This window comes from Nonomuraea sp. NPDC050310, assembly GCF_040655795.1.
In the GTDB taxonomy this organism is placed as follows: domain Bacteria; phylum Actinomycetota; class Actinomycetes; order Streptosporangiales; family Streptosporangiaceae; genus Nonomuraea.
The window spans coordinates 1,281,693-1,302,482 of sequence record NZ_JBFAKP010000001.1; the positions used below are offsets into that span (position 1 = coordinate 1,281,693).

The 20,790-nt window shown below is 71.4% G+C and carries 19 protein-coding genes; 7 read left to right on the forward strand and 12 right to left on the reverse strand.

Translation table 11 applies throughout. The annotated features are described in order from the left end of the window. Position 1: 1 nt before the first annotated feature. The 6 genes from AB0I67_RS06015 to AB0I67_RS06040 form a co-directional block, all read right to left on the reverse strand. Entirely contained in the window at positions 2 to 769 is a 768-nt protein-coding gene (locus AB0I67_RS06015; protein ID WP_357918256.1) for an isocitrate lyase/phosphoenolpyruvate mutase family protein, read from the reverse strand. 49 nt (positions 770 to 818) lie between these two features. After that, positions 819 to 1,463 carry a hypothetical protein gene (locus tag AB0I67_RS06020; protein WP_357918259.1) on the reverse strand — a complete coding sequence of 215 codons (645 nt, stop codon included), beginning with the start codon at positions 1,461 to 1,463 and terminating at the stop codon, positions 819 to 821. A gap of 96 nt (positions 1,464 to 1,559) precedes the next feature. Continuing rightward, on the reverse strand, positions 1,560 to 2,216 hold the full coding sequence (locus AB0I67_RS06025; protein ID WP_357918262.1) for a DUF998 domain-containing protein: 657 nt from the start codon (positions 2,214 to 2,216) through the stop codon (positions 1,560 to 1,562). Next, entirely contained in the window at positions 2,213 to 3,412 is a 1,200-nt protein-coding gene (locus AB0I67_RS06030) for a glycosyltransferase (RefSeq protein ID WP_357918406.1), read from the reverse strand. Before AB0I67_RS06030 ends, AB0I67_RS06025 begins: the two co-directional genes overlap by 4 nt. Positions 3,413 to 3,423: 11 nt before the next feature. Next, positions 3,424 to 4,239: a DMT family transporter gene (locus tag AB0I67_RS06035; RefSeq protein ID WP_357918265.1), complete on the reverse strand. Its 816-nt coding sequence runs from the start codon at positions 4,237 to 4,239 to the stop codon at positions 3,424 to 3,426. A gap of 66 nt (positions 4,240 to 4,305) precedes the next feature. Continuing rightward, positions 4,306 to 4,926, reverse strand: coding sequence for a DedA family protein (locus AB0I67_RS06040; protein WP_357918268.1), 621 nt, complete (start codon positions 4,924 to 4,926; stop codon positions 4,306 to 4,308). Positions 4,927 to 5,236: 310 nt separating this feature from the next. Between AB0I67_RS06040 and AB0I67_RS06045 the strand changes: the two genes are divergently transcribed. Then, positions 5,237 to 6,349 carry a histidine kinase gene (locus AB0I67_RS06045; RefSeq protein ID WP_357918271.1) on the forward strand — a complete coding sequence of 371 codons (1,113 nt, stop codon included), beginning with the start codon at positions 5,237 to 5,239 and terminating at the stop codon, positions 6,347 to 6,349. Positions 6,350 to 6,411: 62 nt separating this feature from the next. Further along, entirely contained in the window at positions 6,412 to 7,389 is a 978-nt protein-coding gene (locus AB0I67_RS06050) for a hypothetical protein (RefSeq protein ID WP_357918274.1), read from the forward strand. On the opposite strand, the gene AB0I67_RS06055 is transcribed toward AB0I67_RS06050, so the two are convergent. From AB0I67_RS06055 to AB0I67_RS06070, 4 genes are all read right to left on the reverse strand, one after another. Next, positions 7,297 to 7,926, reverse strand: a complete 630-nt coding sequence (locus AB0I67_RS06055; protein ID WP_357918277.1) for a VC0807 family protein — start codon at positions 7,924 to 7,926, stop codon at positions 7,297 to 7,299. The genes AB0I67_RS06050 and AB0I67_RS06055 overlap by 93 nt on opposite strands. 168 nt (positions 7,927 to 8,094) lie before the next feature. Beyond that, positions 8,095 to 8,739 carry a leucine efflux protein LeuE gene (gene leuE / locus AB0I67_RS06060; protein WP_357918280.1) on the reverse strand — a complete coding sequence of 215 codons (645 nt, stop codon included), beginning with the start codon at positions 8,737 to 8,739 and terminating at the stop codon, positions 8,095 to 8,097. Positions 8,740 to 8,786: 47 nt separating this feature from the next. Next, positions 8,787 to 9,989, reverse strand: a complete 1,203-nt coding sequence (locus AB0I67_RS06065) for a serine hydrolase domain-containing protein (RefSeq protein WP_357918283.1) — start codon at positions 9,987 to 9,989, stop codon at positions 8,787 to 8,789. Between the two features lie 81 nt (positions 9,990 to 10,070). Further along, the gene (locus tag AB0I67_RS06070) at positions 10,071 to 10,664 is read right to left on the reverse strand and encodes an Lrp/AsnC family transcriptional regulator (protein ID WP_357918286.1); all 594 of its coding nucleotides are present in this window, start codon (positions 10,662 to 10,664) and stop codon (positions 10,071 to 10,073) included. Positions 10,665 to 10,758: 94 nt separating this feature from the next. Between AB0I67_RS06070 and AB0I67_RS06075 the strand changes: the two genes are divergently transcribed. The 4 genes from AB0I67_RS06075 to AB0I67_RS06090 all read left to right on the forward strand — a co-directional run bounded on the left by AB0I67_RS06075 (position 10,759) and on the right by AB0I67_RS06090 (position 17,076). After that, entirely contained in the window at positions 10,759 to 11,433 is a 675-nt protein-coding gene (locus tag AB0I67_RS06075; RefSeq protein WP_357918288.1) for a nitroreductase family protein, read from the forward strand. Between the two features lie 640 nt (positions 11,434 to 12,073). Continuing rightward, positions 12,074 to 13,756 carry a glycosyl hydrolase family 18 protein gene (locus AB0I67_RS06080; protein ID WP_357918291.1) on the forward strand — a complete coding sequence of 561 codons (1,683 nt, stop codon included), beginning with the start codon at positions 12,074 to 12,076 and terminating at the stop codon, positions 13,754 to 13,756. Next, positions 13,753 to 15,408: a carbohydrate-binding protein gene (locus AB0I67_RS06085; RefSeq protein WP_357918294.1), complete on the forward strand. Its 1,656-nt coding sequence runs from the start codon at positions 13,753 to 13,755 to the stop codon at positions 15,406 to 15,408. Before AB0I67_RS06080 ends, AB0I67_RS06085 begins: the two co-directional genes overlap by 4 nt. Before the next feature lie 315 nt (positions 15,409 to 15,723). Next, positions 15,724 to 17,076 (forward strand): hypothetical protein, encoded by a 1,353-nt coding sequence (locus tag AB0I67_RS06090; RefSeq protein WP_357918297.1) that lies wholly within the window; start codon positions 15,724 to 15,726, stop codon positions 17,074 to 17,076. Positions 17,077 to 17,115: 39 nt separating this feature from the next. On the opposite strand, the gene erm is transcribed toward AB0I67_RS06090, so the two are convergent. Next, complete coding sequence (gene erm / locus AB0I67_RS06095; RefSeq protein WP_357918300.1) at positions 17,116 to 17,946, reverse strand: ErmE/ErmH/ErmO/ErmR family 23S rRNA (adenine(2058)-N(6))-methyltransferase; 831 nt, start codon at positions 17,944 to 17,946, stop codon at positions 17,116 to 17,118. A 207-nt stretch (positions 17,947 to 18,153) separates the two neighbouring features. On the opposite strand from erm, the gene AB0I67_RS06100 reads away from it, so the two are divergent. Further along, on the forward strand, positions 18,154 to 19,191 hold the full coding sequence (locus AB0I67_RS06100; RefSeq protein ID WP_357918302.1) for a serine hydrolase domain-containing protein: 1,038 nt from the start codon (positions 18,154 to 18,156) through the stop codon (positions 19,189 to 19,191). 10 nt (positions 19,192 to 19,201) lie between these two features. Here the strand turns inward: AB0I67_RS06100 and AB0I67_RS06105 are convergent, their stop codons facing one another. After that, positions 19,202 to 20,263: an AI-2E family transporter gene (locus AB0I67_RS06105; RefSeq protein ID WP_357918305.1), complete on the reverse strand. Its 1,062-nt coding sequence runs from the start codon at positions 20,261 to 20,263 to the stop codon at positions 19,202 to 19,204. Positions 20,264 to 20,790 lie beyond the last annotated feature (527 nt).

A 20,790-nucleotide genomic window follows, 5' to 3' on the forward strand; every position in this document is an offset into this window, starting at 1 on the left:
ATTATCGCGGTTCGGCGAGCATCCGCACGATTTCCGCGGCGGTGGGCAGGGCGGGCGCGGGCTCGCCCCTAAGCTCCAGTACGGTCGCCAGCGCGGTGCGCAGGGCGGCGCGGTACAGGAGCGAGCCCATGCTGATGCACGCCGCCCCGGCCGCCGCGAGCTCGGCCACCGAGGGACCGCCGGGCTGGTAGAGCACGTTGAGCGGCCGGGGCGTGACCGCCACCACGGCGGCGACCGCCTCGGGGTCGGTCAGGCCGGGCACGAACAGGCCGTCGGCCAGGGCGTAGGCCTCGGCGCGCTCCAGGGTGTCGCCGGTGCCCAGCCAGCAGGTGTCGGTGCGGGCGTTGACGAACACGCCCTGACCGCAGGCGGCGGCGAGGATCTCGCGCTGGTGCCCGACGTCGCGCAGGGTGCCGTCGGGCTTGCCGTCCTCCAGGTTGACCCCGGCGACGCCCAGGTCGCGCAGGGTCGTGACCAGCTCGGCCACCTTCGCCGGGTCGTCGCTGTAGCCGTTCTCGGCGTCCACGGTGACCAGCACCGGCAGCCTGGTCAGCAGTCCGGCGAGGGCGACGGCCTGGTCGCGGGTGGCCTCCTGGCCGTCCGGCAGGCCGTGCACGGCGGCCACACCGAGGCTCGTGGTGGCGACCGCCGGGAAGCCGTGGGCGGCCAGCAGCGCGGCCGAGGCGTAGTCCCAGGCGTTCGGCAGCACCAGCGGGTCACCGGGCCGGTGCAGCAGCGCGAACGCCTGCGCGGGAGAGGCGGCGGTCATCGGCTCAACGACCTTTCCGGTGTAGGGGTGGCGGTGGCGCGGGTAGGGCTCATCGGCTCAGCCAGCCTTCGGCGATGGCGCGGGCGTGGGGTTGGCCGGGGCAGGCGCGCGGGCCGTACCCGAAGGTGAGGCAGGGGCCGTCCTGGTTGGCGGCCGGCACGTCGATCTCGACGCCCTCGCGCCGCAGCACCCGCACCGGCGGGTCGTCGCGCAGGACCTCGTCGAGGTCCCGGCCGGCCGCGGCGGCCAGCAGGGCGCCGGTGGCGGCGTGCGCCTGGAGCAGGACGGTCAGCTCGGCGATCGGGAGGCGGCCGATGAGCTCGGCCACCGCCGCGTCGGCCTCGGCGTCCGCCTCGCCGGACAGGTAGCCCCGCGCCGCCGCCGCGACCTGACCGGCCAGCGTCTCCAGGTCCTCGACCCCGAGGGCCGCACCGAGCACCAGCACCGCCACCCGCTCCGGCGGTTCGTGCCTCAGACGCGCCGCAGCCTGCCGCAGGACGTGCGGGTCGAGCCGGTCGAGCACCGCGGTGACCGCGGCCCGGCGTTCGGCGTGGGCCGCGCCGGAGGCGAACCGGGAGACCTGGCCGCGCAACCAGGCCAGGGTGCCCCGGGGCGCGCCCGCCTCGACCGGGGCCGGCGCCCGCAGCGGGTCGGACAACACCGCCAGGGCCTCGGAGTTTCGGGTGATGAGCATGCGTCCACGGTAGGACGGAGAGGTTTCGACCCCCGTCGAAACGTGCCCGCCGCCCCAGATGACAGGGGAGGGACTGCAAGGGACGGGCGCGGCGGTCTAGGCGACGAGGCGGAGCGGGCTGGGCTCGTCGGCGTCCGGCTCGGCGGGTTCCGGGGCAGCGGTGCGGGCGGTGGCGGTGGCGCCCGTGGCGATCGCCATCCCGACCAGGAGCACCAGGTCCACCCCGACCAAGGCCCGCTCCAGCAGCCCGTAGTAGGCCGCACCGTCGATCCAGCCCGAGATGAAGCTCGCCGGGTGCGCCAGCAGGTAGGCGGCCAGCACCAGCCCGGCCCCGCCGCTCAGCACCCGCACCGACCCCCAGCGCGCCCCCGCCTCGCGCCCGCGGGCCAGGACCCAGCCGGCCACCGGCAGAGCGGTGAAGAAGACGGCGGCGGCCCAGCGGTGGATCTCCCCGCCCAGGGTGTCGGCGCCGCTGTGCGGATCGGTCGGGAAGATCGCGCTGAGCATCAGCCCGCCCCCGGCCGCCATCAGCAGCACCCGGGCCGCCGCGCTCCGGTTCGGCTCGCGCAACGTCAGCCCGTAGGCCAGGCTGAGGCACCCGCCGGCCAGCGCCAGCATGCCGAGCATCACCGGCAGCATGCCGCCGGGCAGCAGGGCGTAGTCGCTGAGCAGGGGCTGCATCGGCAGGGCCACGTGCACGTAGATCATCCCCGCCAGCGCGGCGCCGCAGCCGGCCACGACCCCTTTCGTCATCGCGCCACCTCGTCGTAGATCTGCTCGAACCGGGCCAGGGAGGTCTGGTGGTCGTGGGTGAGCGCGAGCTCGCGGCTGGCCTTGCCCAGGCGCTCGCGCAGCGCCTCGTCGGTGAGGATCGAGGTCAGGTGCCGGGCCAGGGAGATCACGTCGCCCGGCTGGTAGAGGTAGCCGTTGCCGTCCACCAGGTGCGGCAGGGCCATCGCGTCGGCGGCCACCACGGGCAGCCCGCTGGCCATCGCCTCCAGGGTCGCGATCGACTGCAGTTCGGCGACGCCCGGCATGCCGAACGCGTCGGCCGCGGCGAAGGCCTGCGGCATCTGCTCGTCCGGCACGAACCCGAGGAACCGCACCCGGTCGCCCACGCCGATCCGGCGGGCGAGCTGCTCCAGCTTGCCGCGCTGGTTGCCCTTGCCGACGAAGGCGAGCTGCGCGTCGGTCTCGTTCAGGATGTACGGCAGCGCCCGCACCAGCTCGTCCAGCCGCTTCTCCTCGTCCAGCCGCCCGACGAACAGCACCGTGGGCCGGTCCTCCAGGTCGAAGAGCTTGCGCGCCCACGCCTTGGGCTCGGTGTGCGGGTGGAAGCGGGCCAGGTCGATCCCGCAGGAGACCGCCTCGACCTCGCGCTGGAAGCCCTGGTCGGACAGCAGCTCGGCGGCCAGCCGGGTGGGCGTGGTGATGTGGTCGGCCTTGGCGAAAATCCGGGCGAAGTCGCGCCAGGCGATCCGCCCGGCCTTGATCCGGAGCCGGTCGGGGATGTGCGCGAACTGGAAGAGGTTGTCGGGCATGAAGTGGTTGGTCGCCACCACCGGCACCCCGCGCCGCCGGGCCGCGGCGATCGCCGCCCGGCCGACGACGAAATGCCCCTGGGTGTGCAGCACGTCCGGCTCGATGGCCGCCATCAGCCGGTCGAGCCGGCCCGGCACCGTCACCCGCATCGTCGGGTGCACCAGCAGCGGGGCCGACCGCAGCCGGTGCACCACCACGCCGTCCACCAGGTCGGTCTTGCGCGGCCCGTCCTCCGACTGGCAGATCACGTGCACCTGGTTGCCGCGCTCGGCCAGTCCGGTGGCCAGGCGGTGGGTGAAGTAGGCGGCCCCGTTGACGTCCGGCGGGTAGGTGTCGGTGGAGATCAGCACGCGGCGCGGCCGGGCGGGCGCCGGGGCCGGGGCGAGCTGCGGTGTCAAGGTGTGCATCGGGGTGGCCATCAGAGGGTCCTTTCCAAGGGGCGTGCGTCAAGGGGGGTGGTGCGCGCGAGCGCGACGGTGCCGGCCGCGGCGAGCGCGGCGGCGAGGACCGGGAGGACCCCGGTGGGCAGCGGTTCGCCCAGCAGCAGAGCGCCGAAGGCGACCGCGGTGAGCGGGTCGGCGATCTGCAACGAGGCGAAGGAGACGCCGAAGTGGCCGAAGGAGTAGGCGCGCTGCAGCATCATCAGGGCGAGCAGCGCGGGGATCGGAAGAGCCAGGGCGTACCACCAGTTCCAGCCGCCGTCGATCAGCACGCGGACCAGGGTGGCGGTCGCGCCGTACAGCACGCCGGAGCTGGTGGCCAGCAGGGCCGCGCGCCCGGCCGGCGAGGCCACGCGCGAGCCGGCCCACAGCAGCACCGCGGCCACGCCGGACACGCCCAGCAAGGTGACGGCGCCCTGGGGGCTGAGGTGGGTGGGGCCGGTGTGCTCGGGCATGAGCAGCACGAGCCCCATCAGGCCGATGGCGACCACGGCCGCCGCGGCCAGTTCCTGCCGCGCGGGCCGGCGCCCGTGCAGCCCGGCGGCGATCGGGAGGGCGAACAGCAGGCTGGCCACGCCCATCGGCTGGACGACGGTGAGCGGTCCGAGTCCGAGGGCGGCGATGTGCAGGCCGCCTCCGGCGAGGATCGCGGCGCCGCCGATCAGCCAGCGCGGCCGGCGCAGCAGCGCGCGCAGGCTCGGCTTGGCGACGCTGGCCTCGAACTGTTGCAGGGCGGCACCGAGGGCGAAGAACAAGGAGCCCGCCAGTGCCACCGCGGCGGCCAGGACCGTCATGCGCACTCCTTTCAGGTGGATGGTCTCCGTGGTGGGTGACCGCCGCGTGACGGCGGGCCGAACAGGTCAGAAGTCTTGGTGGGCGTTCTGGGTGGCCGGGACGAGTTCCCGGGCCGCGCGCCGCTTGCGGATCCAGCGGACCACCTCGACCACCGCGGTGATCGTGACGGCGATGCCCAGGCCCAGCAGCAGGCCCTTGATCGGGTCGTTCTCGAAGGCCATGCCGCCGAAGAAGCCGATGAGGGCCGAGTAGACCGCCCAGGAGGCGGCGGCGATGGCGTCGAAGAAGGTGAACGAGCGCAGCGGATAACGGACCGCACCCATGGTCAGGGTCGTGGCCGTCCGGCCGCCGGGGATGTAGCGGGCGATCACCAGGACCAGGCCGCCACGCTCCTCCAGCGCGCTGCGCGCCCAGACGAAGGCCTTCTTCTCCCGCAGCCGGTGCCCGGTCTTGCGGCCGATCAGGTAGGAGATGTGGTCGCCGGCGAAGGCGCCGAGCGCGGCGACCGGGATGAGCAGCGCCAGGCTGGTGTCACCGGTGGCGGCGAAGACGCCCGCGGTGATGACCGAGGTCTCGGCGGGGACGATCGGGAAGAACCCGTCCAGCACCGCCAGCGCGAAGATCGCGACGTACAACCACGGTGACGCCATCACCTGGTGGATCAGGTCGAGGATTGCCTGCGACACGTACTGCTCCGATCGACATGGGGAGATCGCTCCCAGCCTGTCCGCACCGGCCTGGTGCGGGCCATCGGGAACAACCCCGGTCAACCATGGGCCCGCCCCCGAGTCCCGTCAGGGACGTCTCCGACGTTAGGGAAGGGGCGGATGCGCCCACATCGGCCGTTCGGCAGGGCGTCACCCTGACTTTCGTCGTGCTCACGATGACGATCCAACCGGTCGCGGGCTCGCCGATCAGTAGTGCTCAAGCCGCTTTTCGCGGTGGTCCTGGCTCCACCCCGCAGGGGAAGGGAGCGCCACCGCTAGGGTCGGACCGGTGAAGCGCACGCTCGTCGCCGACCTGGTGTGGTGGCTCGTCCTGTCCGTTCTGGCCGCCGCCGGCGGCCCTGACCCTCTCAGGGATCTCCCCGCCTTCCTCCTGGTGACCGGGGGGCGGATCGTGCTGCTCGGCGTCGTGGTGGCGGTGGGCCGGCGCCTTCCGCCGCTCGCGGTGGTGCTGCTGCTCGGGGCGGCGCCGTGGAACCTGGCGGAGGGGCTGGCGACCACGAGCCTGTTCGCCTCGATCGATCCCGCGCTCGTCCAGATCAAGCTGGTTCCCATCGGGCTGCTGCTGCCCGCGGTGGTCTGGTACGCGTACCTGTGCGGCCGGCGGATGCCGGGGCGCTGGTCGCTGGCCGCCTTCGCGGTGGTGGCCGTGGCGGGGGTCTGGACGGTGCTGGCCGCCGGGGGCGGCGTGGCCAGGTGGATCACCATGATCTCCGGGCTGCTGGGCAGCTACGCCCTGCCGTACACGCTGGGGGTGTTGCGGCGCGGGCTGCTCCAGCAGCGGGAGCGGGCGGCGAGGTCCGCCGAGGAGCAGGCCAGGCTGCGCGAGCGCACCCGGATCGCGCACGACATGCACGACTCGCTCGGGCATGACCTGGCGCTGATCGCGGTGCGCGCGGCGGCGCTCGAACTCGCGCCCGGGCTGGCGCCGGAGCAGGCCAGGGCGGCGGGGGAGGTGCGGGCCGCCGCCGCGGAGGCGACCGAGCGGCTGCGGCAGATCGTCGGCTTCCTGCGCGAGGAGGGCGAGGCGCCCTCGCTGACGCCGTCCGGGGAGAGCGTGGCCGAGCTGGTCGAGCGGGCCCGCGAGTCAGGCATGGACGTCCGGCTGGAGCAGGAGGGGCCCGCGCCCGAGCTGGCCCACCGGGTGGTGCAGGAGGGGCTGACCAACGCCGCCAAGCACGCCCCGGGTGCGCCGGTGCGGGTGACCGTCACGCCCACGCTGGTCTCCGTCCGCAACGGCGCGCCCGCCCGCCGCGCCACCGTCCGGTCCGGCGGCCTGGGACTGGCCGGCCTGCGCGAGCGGGTACGGCTGGCCGGCGCCACCCTGGAGGCGCGGCCCGACGGCGACGGCTTCCTGCTGGCGGTCCGGCTCGATCCCCCGTGAGGGGGAGGCGCTTCCCCGGCTCGCGGGAGGCCCGCCGGAGCCCTGCCCGGCACGCTTGAGGCATGCGAAACGACACCGGCCGGATCGTCGCCGGCACCGTGGCCATCGCCGCGATCCTGCCCTACCTGACGCTGAAGACCCTGTGGATGACCGGCAACCCGGTCGGCGTCCACGAACCCGACCTGATGGCGGGCTCGGAGATGACCGGGCTCAACGCCATGACGCTCGGCCTCGACCTGGTCGCGCTGGTCCTGGCGGTCGGCTTCACCTTCGGCTGGGGCCGGCGACTGCCCGCCTGGCTGGTCCTGCTGCCGCTGTGGGTCGGCACCGGGCTGCTGGTCCCGATCGTCGTCGGCCTGCCGGTCACGCTGGCGCTGGACGGGCCGGGCGCCTTCGCCACCGGGCCGCTGGAGAGCTGGGTGTACGTCGTCGTCTACGGCGGCTTCACGGTGCAGGGCCTGGCGCTGGGGGCCTCGCTGGTCATCTACGCCCGCGACCGCTGGCCCGCCGTCTTCGCCGGCCGGTACGGCGGAGCCGTCCCCGCCCTGATGACGCTGATCGCCCGGGGCGCGCTGGGCCTGTGCGCGGTGATCGGCGGCGTGCGGCTGTACTGGGCGCTCGGCGGCACCGCCGGGCTCGACCCGGCGATGGCGGCCGGGCTGAGCCTGTCGGGCGCGGTGCAGCAGGCCTTCACCGCGCTGCTGACCATCGCCGGCGGGGTGGCCTTCCTGGCGCTCGTGCGCGGGGCGCGGCGCGTGCCGTACCTGTTCGTGGCCTGGCTGGGCACCGGCTCGCTGTTCGCCTGGGGCCTGTACTCGCTGATCCTGCTCGCGGTGGGCGGCCCGCTGCGGCCGGAGGGTGTCGAGACCGCGGTGCCGAGCCTGGTGGACCTGTTCTCGACGCTGACCGGCCTGGTGATGGGCGTGGCCGGGGCGGTGGAGCTGGTCTCAGGCGGGCGCGTGGTGCAGCCGGCGCAGGACCCGCTTGAAGGCGATGATCGAGACCGTGATCGCGCTACCGCTGATCAGGGCCACCACTGAGGTGCGGATCAGCAGGTAGCCGCCGAGGGTGTCGTGCAGCAGCAGCCAGATGCCCAGGGTCGAGTTGGTCAGCAGCACCAGCGCCCACAGCAGCGTGACGCGGACGAAGAACTGCCGCACCCGCTCGTTCTGGAGCACGGCCTTGGGCAGGTGGATGTAGTCGAGCGCGAGCTTCTCCGCCAGCGGCTTGTTGAGGCCGATGGAGATGAGGAAGGCGATGCTGATGCAGACCGTGCCGAGCTCGGGCGGCAGGAAGAAGAACTTGGGATCGCCCAGGAAGACCGAGATGACGGTGCGGGCGGTCGCGGCCAGCGCGGCCAGGAACATGGTGGCCGGCACCTTGGAGCGGCGGACCAGGCGGATGCCCACGCACAGGTAGACCCAGCTCGTCGCGGCGATCATCGCGCCCAGCTCGCCCAGCGTCACGAGGGTGAGGTAGAAGACGGCCAGCGGCGCGACCACGCCTTCGAGCAGGCGGGGTGTCGCCTGCTTCAACAACGTGGTCAGGCGGGGGAGGGTGACCTGGTGCTGGTTCAAGGACTGCTCCGCGGATCGTCCGGTGGGCAGCCGCTACCCACACATCACCCGATCAGTCGGGAAATGTCTGTTTTTGGGGATTGCCGGCTTACCCGGGGAGGTGGCTTACGGTACCTGACGGTCCCGAGTGCCACTGTCGCTTTGTACTCGTTCGGACTTGCCGCTCACTTACAACCCGGCGGTGGCCAGCTTGGCGCTGAAACCCAGGAAGATCGCCCCGACCGCGGCGGTCAGGCCGGAGGACAGCTTCTGCCTCGACCGGAACTGGGTGGCCAGATACGTGCCGCCGAAGATGAGCAGGGTGAGGTAGAGCACGCTGAAGACCTGGATGATCGCGCCCAGGATGAGGAAGGAGATCGCCGGGGCCGCGTAGTTCGGATCCACGAACTGCACGAAGAAGGAGACGAAGAAGAGGATCGCCTTCGGGTTCAGGATGCTCACGATCAGCGCCTTGCGGAACGGCCGGCCCGCAGGCGTGCTGGCCTCGGTCGTCTCGGCCGCCCGGCGCCCGCGCAGCGAGCGGACCGCGCCGCGCAGCATCTGCACGCCGATCCACGCCAGGTAGACCGCACCGGCGTACTTGACCACGGTGAACGCCAGCGGGCTGGCCTTCAGCAGCGAGGCCGCGCCCGCCGCGGTGAGCACCATGAGCACGGTGTCGCCGACGAACACCCCGGCCGCCGCCCGGTAGCCGTCGCGCACGCCCCGCTGCGCGGCCAGCGACAGCACGTACAGCGAGTTGGGCCCGGGGAGCAGGATGATGAAGATCGCACCCACGATGTAGGCCCAGATGTCGGTGATGCCGAAGAACATGGCGTCATGATACGAGGGCGGCTTGTGCCCCGGTACGGCGGAGCGAGCTAGTCGGGCCGGTACCAGAGCGAGCCTGCCTGCCGGTGGCCCAGCGCCCGGTAGACCGCGTCGACCAGCGCCTGCCCGCGCGGGTTGATGCCCAGCCCCGGCCCCTGCTTGTTCATCGTGTAGCCGAAGGCCAGCCGCGCCGGCGGATCGCAGAAGCCCACCGAGCCGCCCATCCCGGGATGGCCGAACGCGGTCTCGGTATAGCCGATGCCCTCCCGGTCGGCCGGCGGCAGGTAGCCGTTGTCGACCGCCTTGGCGAACCCCAGCGAGAACCGGGTCGGCACCTGCAGCACCGCGTCGGTGCCCGCCGAGACGGCCGGGGCCATCAGCGCCAGCCGCTCGGCGCTGACCAGCCCGCCGCCGCCCAGCGACAGCGGCCGGTAGAGCCCCGCCAGCCCGCGCGCGTTGGTGATCGCGCCGACCGCGCCGATCTCGGCCGCGTGCGCCGCCCGGCTGTCGGACTCGCCGGGGGTCAGCAGGTAGCCGCCGTCGTTGCCGATCAGCAGCGCGGCCGTCGAGGCCGGGTCGGCGAAGGCCGTGCGGTAGAAGGCCGGCAGGTCGGCCGAGGGGTCGGCCGGGATGGTCGGCGCCACCCGCCCCTCGTGCTCCTCCGGCAGCCCCAGCCAGAACTCCAGGCCCAGCGGCTCGGCGATCTCCTCGCGGAAGAAGGTGCCCAGCGAGCGCCCGCTGACCCGGCGCACCACCTCGCCGACCAGGAAGCCGAAGAGCAGCCCCTGGTAGCCGTGCCGCGTGCCCGGCGGCCAGAACGGCTCCTCGGCGGCCAGCGTCTCGGTCATCTGCTTCCAGTCGTAGAAGGCGCCCTTCGGCAGCGGCGTGCGCACGACCGGCAGTCCGGACTGGTGGGCCAGCAGGTGCCGGACCAGCGTGCCTTCCTTGCCGTTGGCGCCGTACTCGGGCCAGTAGCGGGTCACCGGCGCGTCCAGGTCGAGCTCGCCCCGGTCGGCCAGCAGGTGCGCGCACAGCGCGGTGGCGCCCTTGGTGCACGACCAGACGTGCCCGACGGTGTCGCGCCGCCACGGGCGGCCCGGGGGTACGGCCGAGCCGCCCCACAGGTCGACGACGGTCTCGCCGTCCACGATCACGCAGACCGAGGCGCCGATCTCGCCCCGCTCGCGCAGATTCCGCTCGAACTCCTCCGCGACCTCGGTGAAGCGAGGCTCGCACGTGCCTTCCACTGTCATGGACCGAATCCATCATCCGGCTGGCCGACCGTCCAGTCTGTCCGCCGAATTCGCGCTTTACCTATAATTCCCACTGGTTTACTATGAATTGAGCGAGCCCTCCGCCCGCGCCGTGGCTGGCGGTGTGCGGGCGGGCCTCGCCGGCGGAGGGGGTACGGCTCGCGCGGCTGGGGTGGTCGCGCGAGCCGTACCCGGCCGGTCGCCCCCGGCGGCGGCCAGGGGCAGCACCCGGTGCGGGACGACGGTCGAGAGGGTGATCACGGTGCTGCTGCGCCGTACGCCCTCGATGGTGAGCATGCGGTCGATCACCTCCTGGATGTGCTCGTGATCGCGGCCCGCGATGCGACACCACACATCGCCCGGCCCGGTGACGATGTGCGCCTCCAGGAGTTCGGGGATGGCCTCCAGGGCGGCGGAGATCACCTCGCGCGAGGCCTGCTCGACCTCCAGCGTGGTGAACGCCTGGACCGGGTGGCCGAGCGCGCGGGGGGAGAGGTTCGGGCCGAAGTCGGTGACCACGCCGTCCTGCGTCAGCCGGTCGAGGCGGGCCTGGACCGTGCCCCGTGCCACGCCCAGCAGGCGGGCCAGCTCCAGCAGGCCGCTGCGCGGGCGGTCACGCAGCAGGTGGAGCAGGCGCAGGTCGAGCTCGTCGAGGCCGGAGCGGCGTGCTGGCATATTCGACACCTATCCCACGAGTTTTCACGATATTTCGCAGCATAGAGGGGTGGGTGTTGTCAGGATTGGCACCCGCCTTCGAGACTTTACGAGCATGAACGAGCAGAAGCACCGCCACCCCTTCGTCCCCTACCGCCCGGAGCGCTACGAGCCCGAGGAGATGCTCCGCCGGGGCCGCGAGTTCTACTCCCTGGTCGACCGCCGGCGCAGCGTGCGCTTCTTCTCCCCGGAGCCGGTGCCGCGCGAATGCGTGGAACTGGCCGTCATGGCGGCCAGCACCGCCCCCTCCGGCGCGCACCAGCAGCCGTGGAAGTTCATCGTCGTCGGCGACCCCGAGACCAAGAAGCGCATCCGGGAGGCCGCCGAGGTCGAGGAGCGGCAGAACTACGAGGGCGGGCGGCTGACCCCCGAGTGGCGCGAGGCGCTGGCCCCGCTGGAGACCACCTCCGACAAGGCCTACCTGGAGGTCGTGCCGTGGCTGGTGGTCTGCTTCGCGGAGAAGTACGGCGTGCGTCCGGACGGCTCGCGGGTCAAGCACTACTACGTCAACGAGAGCGTCGGCATCGCCTGCGGGCTGTTCATCACCGCCCTGCACGCCATGGGCCTGTCGACGCTCACCCACACGCCCAACCCGATGGCCTTCCTCACCGAGATCTGCGGCCGGCCCGGCAACGAGCGGCCCTACATCCTCTTTCCGGTCGGCTACGCGGCGCCCGACGCCGAGGTGCCGGATCTGCGGCGCAAGCCGCTTCCCGAGGTGCTGGGGTGACCTGCGGTTCTTGAGGTTTTGATCTTCCCTTCGGCAGACAAGGCCGCCGAATACCAGGATTTGGGCCTTGTGAGGCCCTGATGTCAAAGCTACGATCGCGACAACTCTTAGGAAACTTTCCTAAAAGAAATCATGGATTGGGACTCCAGATGTCTCTGTCACCCCCCTGATCCCACCGGACAACCTGCACAAACAGTCGCCGCCCAGCGTCACGCGCGCCGCCTCGCGCGAACCACCCCCCGAAGTTCCCTCGCCATGGGAGCGATCATGCAGCGCGACCTTCCCTTACTCGTCCTGACAGCCCCGGCAAGCCTTTTCTTCACCGCCGATCCCGAGTGGCGGCCAGGACCCCCTCCGCACCAGAGCCCGCGGGCCGGCAGCCGGGCCAGACCGGCGCCGCCCGCCCCGCCAGACCCGCCTCCGGCCGCCCCGGTCCGCGAGCCCCACGGCTCCCCGACCGCCGCACCGGCCGCCGGTCTGCGCTGAGCCCCTCCACAACGACCCTCGACGCGCCTGCCGACGAGGGTCCGGCCGTACGGCTTGCGTCGCCTCACACCCCCCGCGCAAGCCGTACGGCCCTTCGGCCACCCCCGCGCCTGCCGTACGGCGTCACAGCCCGCCTTTGCCAGACGGAGACTCCATGAGATATCGCGCCTCAGCCGCCCTGGTCCTGGGACTCGTCCTCGGACTCGGCGTCACCCCAGCGCACGCCCAACCCGCCCACTCCGCCGCCGTCCAGCTCGCCGCGGCGTGGGCGCCGTACACCACCTACGCCGTCGGTGCGGTGGTCACCTACAACGGCACCGACTACACCGCGATCCAGGGCCACACGTCACTGCCCGGCTGGGAGCCGCCGAACGTCCCGGCGTTGTGGAAGGCCGGCGCGACCCAGGGCAACGCCCCCGGCCAGCCCGGCACCGCCACGGTGACCTCGACCAACAACTCGATCACCTTGTCGTGGGGCGCCTCCAGCGGCACGGTCACCGGCTACCGCATCTACGAGGGCTCGACCCTCAAGACCACGGTCACCGGAACCAGCGCGACCATCAGCGGCCTAGGCACGTGTGAGTCGCACACCTACACGATCAAGGCGTACAACACCACCGGTGAGTCGACCGGCCGCGACGCCTCCGGCACCACGACCGGCTGCACCACCGGAGCCCCCGGCCAGCCCGGTGCGGCCACGGTGACCTCGACGAACAACTCGATCTCCCTGTCGTGGGGCGCCTCCAGCGGCACGGTCACCGGCTACCGGGTCTACGAGGGTTCGACCCTCAAGACCACGGTGACCGGAACCACGGCCACGATCAGTGGCCTGGGCACGTGTGAGTCGCACACCTATACGATCAAGGCCTACAACACCACCGGCGAGTCCACCGGCCGCGACGCCTCCGGCACCACGACCGGCTGCCAGAGCGGCGGCGGCCTGCCCAAGCACTTCCTCACCGGCTACTGGCACAACTTCGTCAACCCCGCCACCGAGCTGAAGCTCTCCCAGGTGCCGAACGAGTACGACCTGATCGCCATCGCCTTCGGCGAGGCCACCTCCACCCCGGGTCAGGTCGTCTTCGCCCTCGACAGCGCCCTGGCCACCGCGGTCGGCGGATACACCGAGGCCCAGTTCAAGGCCGACATCGCCGCGCTCAAGCAGCGCGGCAAGAAGGTCATCCTGAGCGTCGGCGGCGAGACCGGCCGCGTCGCGGTCGCCTCCTCCTCGGCCGCCACCGCCTTCGCCTCCAGCGTGCACGGCCTCATGCAGAGCTACGGCTTCGACGGCGTCGACATCGACCTGGAGAACGGCCTCAACGCCACCTACATGGCCCAGGCGCTGCGTGACCTGCGCTCCCGCGCCGGCTCCGGCCTGATCATCACGATGGCGCCGCAGACCATCGACATGCAGTCCACCGGGATGGAGTACTTCAAGCTCGCGCTGAGCATCAAGGACATCCTCACCGTCGTGCACATGCAGTACTACAACTCCGGCTCCATGCTCGGCTGCGACCAGGCCCAGGCCTACTCGCAGGGGACGGTCAACTTCATGACCGCGCTGGCCTGCATCCAGCTCGAGAACGGCCTGCGGCCCGACCAGGTGGCCCTCGGCCTGCCCGCCGGACCCGGCGCGGCCGGCGGCGGCGTGGTCTCGCCCACCCTGGTCAACCAGGCGCTGACCTGCCTGGCCACTCGCACCAACTGCGGCAGCTTCGTGCCGCCGCGCGCCTACCCCGAGATCCGCGGCGCGATGACCTGGTCCATCAACTGGGACGCCAGCCACAACTGGTCCTTCTCCAAGACCGTCAAGCCTCACCTGCAGGGGATGCCATGAGACTCCGAATCCTCGCGGCCACGGCCGCCGTGTGCGCGATCGGGCTGCTGAGCGCCGCCCCCGCCCAGGCCGTACCGACGAGCGCGGCCGTGATCCAGCTCGCCCCCGCCTGGGCGCCGTACACCACCTACGCCGTCGGTGCGGTGGTCACCTACAACGGGACCGACTACACCGCGATCCAGGGCCACACGTCACTGCCCGGCTGGGAGCCGCCGAACGTCCCGGCGTTGTGGAAGGCCGGCGCGACCCAGGGCAACGCCCCAGGCCAGCCCGGCACCGCCACGGTGACCAGCACCAACAACTCGATCACCTTGTCGTGGGGCGCCTCAAGCGGAACCGTCACCGGCTACCGGGTCTACGAGGGCTCGACCCTCAAGACCACGGTGACCGGAACCACGGCCACGATCAGCGGCCTAGGCACGTGTGAGTCGCACACCTACACGATCAAGGCCTACAACACCACCGGTGAGTCGACCGGCCGCGACGCCTCCGGCACCACGACCGGCTGCACCACCGGAGCCCCCGGCCAGCCCGGTGCGGCCACGGTGACCTCGACGAACAACTCGATCTCGCTGTCGTGGGGCGCCTCCAGCGGCACCGTGACCGGCTACCGGGTATACGAAGGCACCACCCTCAAGACCACGGTGACCGGCACCTCCGCCACGATCAGCGGCCTCGGCGCCTGCGAGTCGCACACCTACACGATCAAGGCCTACAACGGCAACGGTGAGTCGACCGGCCGCGACGCCTCCGGCTCGACCACCGGCTGCCAGAGCGGCGGCAAGATGGACGGCGCACCGTACCTCTACATGGGCTGGGGCAACCCGCCCAACCCGGCCACCGTCATGGACGCCACCGGCGTGAAGTCCTTCACCATGGCCTTCATCCTCGCCCAGAACGGCTGCAACCCCGCGTGGGACGGCAACCGGCCGCTGACCGGCGGCGCCGACCAGCAGGCGATCAACACCATCAAGTCGAAGGGCGGCAACGTCCAGATCTCCTTCGGCGGCTGGTCGGGCAACAAGCTCGGCCCGAACTGCGCCACCCCGCAGGCCTTCGCCGGCGCGGTGCAGCAGGTCATCAACGCCGTCGGCCCCGCGGTCGTCGACTTCGACATCGAGAACACCGACGAGTTCGAGAACTACACCGTCCAGGACCGCATCCTGAACGGCCTGAAGATCGTCAAGCAGAACAACCCGAGCGTGAAGGTCGTCGTGACCTTCGGGACCACGCGCACCGGCCCCAACGCGCACGGCGTGCGCCTGATCAACCAGGCCAAGGCGCTCAACGTGCCGATCGACAACTTCACCATCATGCCGTTCGACTTCGGCGGCTCGAACATGTACACCGACACCGTCAACGCCTCCGAGGGCCTGAAGACCGCGCTCAAGAACGCCTACGGCTGGACCGACGCGATGGCCTACTCGAAGATGGGCATCTCGGGCATGAACGGCCTGTCCGACCAGCAGGAGCTCACCAGCACCGCCACCTGGACGCAGATCCGCGACTGGGCCAAGTCCAAGGGCCTGACCCGGCTGGCGTACTGGGCGGTCAACCGCGACCGGCCCTGCCCCGGCGGCGGCGTGACCTCCAACTGCAGCGGCATCGCCCAGCCCGAATGGGAGTTCACCCGCATCACCGCCGGCTTCTGACCGGACGGCCGGCACTCGAAGGCTCACGGCCCCCACCGGACAGGGGGCCGTGACGGGTGGTCCGCACCCCAGCCCGGATCACCACCTCAGATGAGGAGCGGCGAGGGAGCCGTGCCGGCGGCTTCGCTCCCCATCCCGCGATCCGCGGTGCCGGGCGCCGGGGTCCGGCACCGCGGACCGCCTGCGAGTTCCCTGTGAATTCGCAGGCCGTTCCCATGCCCCCGCCGAACCGCCTGACCTGCCACTTCATAGTGATCCCTGATTCGCCGACCAGGTGGCGGGCCACTTCCCGGGTACGGCAGGCTAGTGCCCACCATGGAATACGCAGTGCTCACCGGCATCGTTCTCGTCAGCGGCGTCCTGCTCGCCCTGTTCGCGCAGTGGCGTGACTGGCGGCCCTCGCTCACCACAGCCATCCTCGTGGGCGTCGCCGTCCGCGTCCTCCTGCTGATCACCTCGGCGAACGACGCCTGGCAGCCGGTCGATTTCATGGAGAGCTTCAAACCCGCCGGCGAGGCGGTGCTCAACCGGCAGGACCCCGTGCTCGGCAGCGAGGGCGGCTGGCACTTCCTGCCCACCATCCCCTACGTCTACGGCATCCTGCTCTGGCTCGGCATCCCCTGGGAGTACGCCGGCCGCCTGGTCACCGTGGTCGCCGACATCGCGCTCATCCCGCTGGTCGCCAAGCTCGCCGGCGGTCCCCGCGCGGGGCTGCGCGCCTTCCAGTACGCGCTCAACCCGCTCGCGCTGCTGGTGGCCTGCATCCACGGCCAGGTCGAGCCGGTCGCGCTGGCCTTCGGCGTGGCCGCCTTCGTCGTCGCCCGCGGTCCCGGCGACCCGGAGCGCACCGGCTTCACGCTGCCGGTGCTCGACCGCGTCCGCCACTACGGCGCCTCCGACGTGGTGCACCGGGTGGTCGCCAAGGTCCGCCGCGAGCTCAAGCCCGGCATCGACGACCGCGCCACGCTGCGCCGCGGCATCCTGGCCGGCGTGCTGATGGGCCTGGCCCTGTGCGCCAAGAGCTGGCCGATCTGGCTCATCCCCGGCATGCTGCTGCTCCTGCCCAACCTCCGCGCGCGCATCGCCTCGCTGGTGCTGACCGGGGCGGTCCCGCTCTTCTTCCTGGTCACCCTGCCGATCTTCGCCGGGACCGCGCTGAGCGAGATCCCGGCGGTGATCAAGGAGATCCAGAACATCCGGCCGATCGTCGGCGAGTGGGGCTGGACCCCGTGGTTCACCGAGGGGAGCTGGGCCCTGGAGCCCGAGCTCGCCAAGTTCGGCACCTACCTGATCTACGCCAGCGTGCTGGTCGTGATCTTCCTGTGGCGGCGGGCCGACCCCATCGACCTGACGATCGCGATCCTGCTCGTCTTCATGGTCGTCACGCCGCGGCTCGGCGCGCAGTACCTCCTGTGGTTCATGCCCTTCCTCATCGCCCGCCCGACCCGCTTCGCCTGGCCGGCGATCATCGGCGTCAGCCTGTGGGCCGGGTACGGCTACCTCTACATGACCCAGTTCGACGTGGACACCTGGTGGTGGCTGCACTCGCTGTGGTCGCGGGCCTCCATCGTGCTCCTGCCGCTGCTGGTGCTGGCCATGCCGTGGGAGCGCCGCGTCCCGGCCGCGGTGCGGACCGCCGACTCGCGGCCGCTCATCCCCTCCCGCTGACCTGCCAGGGGGTACGGCTGAGCCGTACCCCCTGATCCGTCACCGGTGCAAGGCGTGGAACAACGAGACCCACTGGTCGGGATGGACGAACGCCACCACCGCGTCCCGGGGGATCCCGGCCACCGCGAACGCGGCGTCCAGCCCGGGGTGGTGCCCGCGCAACGTGGCGTGGAGCGTGCCGCCGACGCCGGTGAAGCCGAGCTCCACCAGCTCTGTGTACGCCGCCTCGTCAGCGCGGGAGACCAGCGGCTCGGCCCGCCGCTCGATGCGCAGGACGCCGGAGTCGACCGACGGCACCGGGCGGAAGCTCTCCCGACCGATCCGCCCGGTGAGCTCCCAGCCGAACCAGGGCCAGGTCGAGACGGTCAACCGGCTCCAGCGGCCGAAGTCGCCCGACCGCTTGCGCGCGTACTCCAGCTGGGTGAGCAGCGTCGCCGAGGTCAGCCGGTCGGCGTTCAGGCACCAGCGCACGATCGGCGAGGTGATCGAGAACGGGATGTTGCCGGCCACCGCGAACGGCTCGGCCGGTCGACGGACCGTGGTGAAGTCCGCCTTGACCACCTGGATGCGCGGATTGTCGCGGGTGCGGGCCTTCAGCTTCGCCGCGTAGAGCGGGTCGGCCTCGTAGCCGATCACCTGGGCGCCGGCCGCAGCCAGCGCGAAGGTGAGCGCGCCCTCGCCGGGTCCCGGCTCCAGGATCAGCCCCGCCGGGGCCGCCACCTTGACGATCTGCTCGATCGCCTGCGGGTCGGTGAGGAAGTTCTGCGACAGCTCGCGCCTGGCCCGGTCGCGGGGCGTGCGCCCGCCGCTGGTCCGGGTGGTCTTCTGCTGAGTGTGGGAATAGTTGCCGAATGCGTAGGACTGCGCCACAGCAGTTGCCCTTCTGGGTCTTCGAGAGGAAACAGGTCTCGAAGGGCCCTGGGCACGCCGGCGGAGATGAGGTCAGATCCGCCCGCGGGCCAGAGCCCGGCCGCGGCGGATGCGGATGAAGCAGGTGCAGAATCCACTCATGCGGAGCACGGTACGGAACGCCCCGTCTCGTTGCAACGGATTATCGGTCCGGCCCGATAAGCAATCATGAAATATCGGGCTCCGGTGGTGATCGCCCTGCTCGCCGGCTGCGTGCTCGCCCTGACGGCCGGCTGCACGGCCGCCCCGGCCCCCAAGGCCGGGCCCCCGCCCGTCGCCTCGTCGATCCCGCCCGCGCCGCCGGTCCGTGCCGAGGCCGAGGGCCTGGTCGCGGCCGGCTCGCCCGGCGCGGTCACCTACGTCCTGGACGGCGACCGCGTCTGGCAGGCCGCCGCCGGCGAGGCCGAGCCGGGCTCGCCGATGCGGACCGACCACCGCTTCCGCATCGCCAGCATCACCAAGACCTTCACCGCCGCCCTGATCGCCCGCCAGGTGCGGTCCGGCCGGCTCAAGCTCACCGACCGCGCCCGTGACCTGCTGCCGAAGGCCACCACCTCCCGCGCGACCGTCGCCGACCTGCTCAAGCACACCAGCGGGATCCCCGACTACCTGCGCGGCGACCGCTTCACCGAGGCCGTGGCGCGCGGGAACCGCCACCTCGACGAGTGGCCGCCCGCCAAGCTCGTCGCCTATGCCGGCGAGCCCGGTCCTCCCGGCGTCTACCGCTACTCCAACACCAACTACATCCTGCTCGGGCTCGTCCTGGAGAAGCTCGGCCGCCGGCCGTACCGGGCGCAGATCGCCGACCTCGCGCTGCCCGACACCGAACTGCCCGCCGTCCCCTTCCCCGACCGCCTCGCCCGCGGCGTGCACACCGACGGCTCGCCCGGCTCCACCGAGGCCAGCGCCTCGCTCTTCTGGAGCGCCGGCGGCCTGGTCTCCACCGTCGCCGACGTCGCCCGCTTCTACCGCGCACTGTTCAGCGGCGAACTGCCCGAGGGCGCCCTGGTCCGCGAGAAGAACGGCGTGTACGGCGAGCGCCTGTCCTGCGGAGTGCACGTGCTCACCCACTCCGGACTTCTCCACGGGTACGGCGGAGCCGCCATGTCCACCGAGGACGGTTCGCGGGTGGTCGTCGTCGAGGTCAACTCCAGCAACGCCGGCGACGCCATCGCCGCCGCGAGCCGCCTGATGTGCGCGACGTGACCGAGGGAGGTCAGGTCTTCCCGGTGGCCTGTGCTTCCTTCGGCGCCTCGCCCGAGATGAGCGCGGCCGCCCATTTGGCCGTCGGATCGCTGTCCACCAGCAGGGCCCGCGCCAGCAGGCTGAGCGGGATGGCCAGCAGCGCCCCCAGCGGCCCGAGCACGAACGCCCAGACGATGAGCGACAGGAACGTCATCGTCGTGGACAACCCGACGGCGTCGCCCAGGAACTTCGGCTGGATGAACGACTGGATGACCACGTTGATCGCCACGTAGGCGGCGATGACGAGGAGCATCTGCTTCACGCCCCCGTCCAGCAGGGCGAGCAGCGCCGGGGGGATCAGCCCCATGATGAAGCCGATGTTCGGGATGTAGTTCGTGATCAGCGCCAGCACACCCCAGAGCAGGGGGAGCGGCACCGACAGCAGGTAGAGCGCGGCGACGTCGAGCGCCGCGCAGACCAGCCCGAAGGCCGTGGAGACGAGCAGGTAGCGGCGCGTCTTGCGGGCGAAGGTGGCCAGCGCCTCCACCAGATCGGGCCGGCGCGCGCTCCCTGAGGCGAGGATCCGCCGGGTGGCCGGGGCGTCCAGGCACATGGCCAGCAGCAGCACGACGATCAGGAAGATGCTGGAGAAGACGCCGACGACCCCGCTCACCAGCCCCTGCGCGAGCCCGATCAGCTTGCCGGGGTCGAAGGACTGGATGGCCTTGTTGATCACGTCGTTGCTCGCGCCGAGGCTGGTGAGCCAGTGGTGTGACTCGTCGACGAGCTCGTCGAACTCGTTGGCGTACGAGGGGAGCAGCGCGGCGAGCTGCCCGGTGGACAGGCTGAGGATCGCCACCATGGCCAGCAGCACGAGCAGCACGATCAGGAACGGCACCGCGACCTGGATCCAGCCGGGCGCACCGGCGCGCTCCAGGCGCGACCGCACCGGCGAGACGGCGATCACCAGGACGAGCGCGAGCATGATCGGCCCGACGATGCTCGCGACCTCGCGGATGCCGAACAGCGTCACCACCGCGCCGGCCGCGCCGACCAGCACGATGAAGGCCCTGGGTACGCCTTGATCAGTCACGCAGCGTTCATACCCGTGGAGTGGGCATTCACGACTAAGCACCAAGTTCTGGGGGATTGTTGGCGCTGGACGGACCCTTGTGATCATTCTGTGGCCGGTCTCTTCGCGCGAACGCGTTCAGAGCACTCCGAGGCGCTGCTAATCTTTCTAAGCCGACGTCGGACGGCGCAACCCCACACCATCGCTCGCAAGAGCAAGTGTGGCGTGCGCGGGCAGAAGTCGGAGATCCCTTTCTGGTTTGGCAGTCCAGAAGATCGGTTCGCGGACTGGTCAGAAGGCTGGTAACTTAGAGGGGTTGCCCCGGAGACGGGGCGGTCTGAATTCCCGCAGATTTCGCCGGGCCGGTCAATTTGACTCGGAACGGACGGTCTGAAAGAATAAAGACACAACGAACGAAACGAAAAAGCGCCACCGGGCGGTACGACGGTGAACGCGTCCGTTTCTTGAGAACTCAACAGTGTGTTAAAAGCCAGTGCATGATTTACACATCATGCAACACCTCGTCTATAGACGATTGATTGTTGCTG

What these genes read in the sequence shown, in the direction of transcription:
- AB0I67_RS06015 (WP_357918256.1), bottom strand. Translation starts at nt 769, where the DNA reads ATGACCGCCGCCTCTCCCGCGCAGGCGTTCGCGCTGCTGCACCGGCCC.
- AB0I67_RS06020 (WP_357918259.1), bottom strand. Translation starts at nt 1,463, where the DNA reads ATGCTCATCACCCGAAACTCCGAGGCCCTGGCGGTGTTGTCCGACCCG.
- AB0I67_RS06025 (WP_357918262.1), bottom strand. Translation starts at nt 2,216, where the DNA reads ATGACGAAAGGGGTCGTGGCCGGCTGCGGCGCCGCGCTGGCGGGGATG.
- AB0I67_RS06030 (WP_357918406.1), bottom strand. Translation starts at nt 3,412, where the DNA reads ATGCACACCTTGACACCGCAGCTCGCCCCGGCCCCGGCGCCCGCCCGG.
- AB0I67_RS06035 (WP_357918265.1), bottom strand. Translation starts at nt 4,239, where the DNA reads ATGACGGTCCTGGCCGCCGCGGTGGCACTGGCGGGCTCCTTGTTCTTC.
- AB0I67_RS06050 (WP_357918274.1), top strand. Translation starts at nt 6,412, where the DNA reads ATGCGAAACGACACCGGCCGGATCGTCGCCGGCACCGTGGCCATCGCC.
- leuE (WP_357918280.1), bottom strand. Translation starts at nt 8,739, where the DNA reads ATGTTCTTCGGCATCACCGACATCTGGGCCTACATCGTGGGTGCGATC.
- AB0I67_RS06065 (WP_357918283.1), bottom strand. Translation starts at nt 9,989, where the DNA reads ATGACAGTGGAAGGCACGTGCGAGCCTCGCTTCACCGAGGTCGCGGAG.
- AB0I67_RS06070 (WP_357918286.1), bottom strand. Translation starts at nt 10,664, where the DNA reads ATGCCAGCACGCCGCTCCGGCCTCGACGAGCTCGACCTGCGCCTGCTC.
- AB0I67_RS06075 (WP_357918288.1), top strand. Translation starts at nt 10,759, where the DNA reads ATGAACGAGCAGAAGCACCGCCACCCCTTCGTCCCCTACCGCCCGGAG.
- AB0I67_RS06080 (WP_357918291.1), top strand. Translation starts at nt 12,074, where the DNA reads ATGAGATATCGCGCCTCAGCCGCCCTGGTCCTGGGACTCGTCCTCGGA.
- AB0I67_RS06085 (WP_357918294.1), top strand. Translation starts at nt 13,753, where the DNA reads ATGAGACTCCGAATCCTCGCGGCCACGGCCGCCGTGTGCGCGATCGGG.
- AB0I67_RS06090 (WP_357918297.1), top strand. Translation starts at nt 15,724, where the DNA reads ATGGAATACGCAGTGCTCACCGGCATCGTTCTCGTCAGCGGCGTCCTG.
- AB0I67_RS06100 (WP_357918302.1), top strand. Translation starts at nt 18,154, where the DNA reads ATGAAATATCGGGCTCCGGTGGTGATCGCCCTGCTCGCCGGCTGCGTG.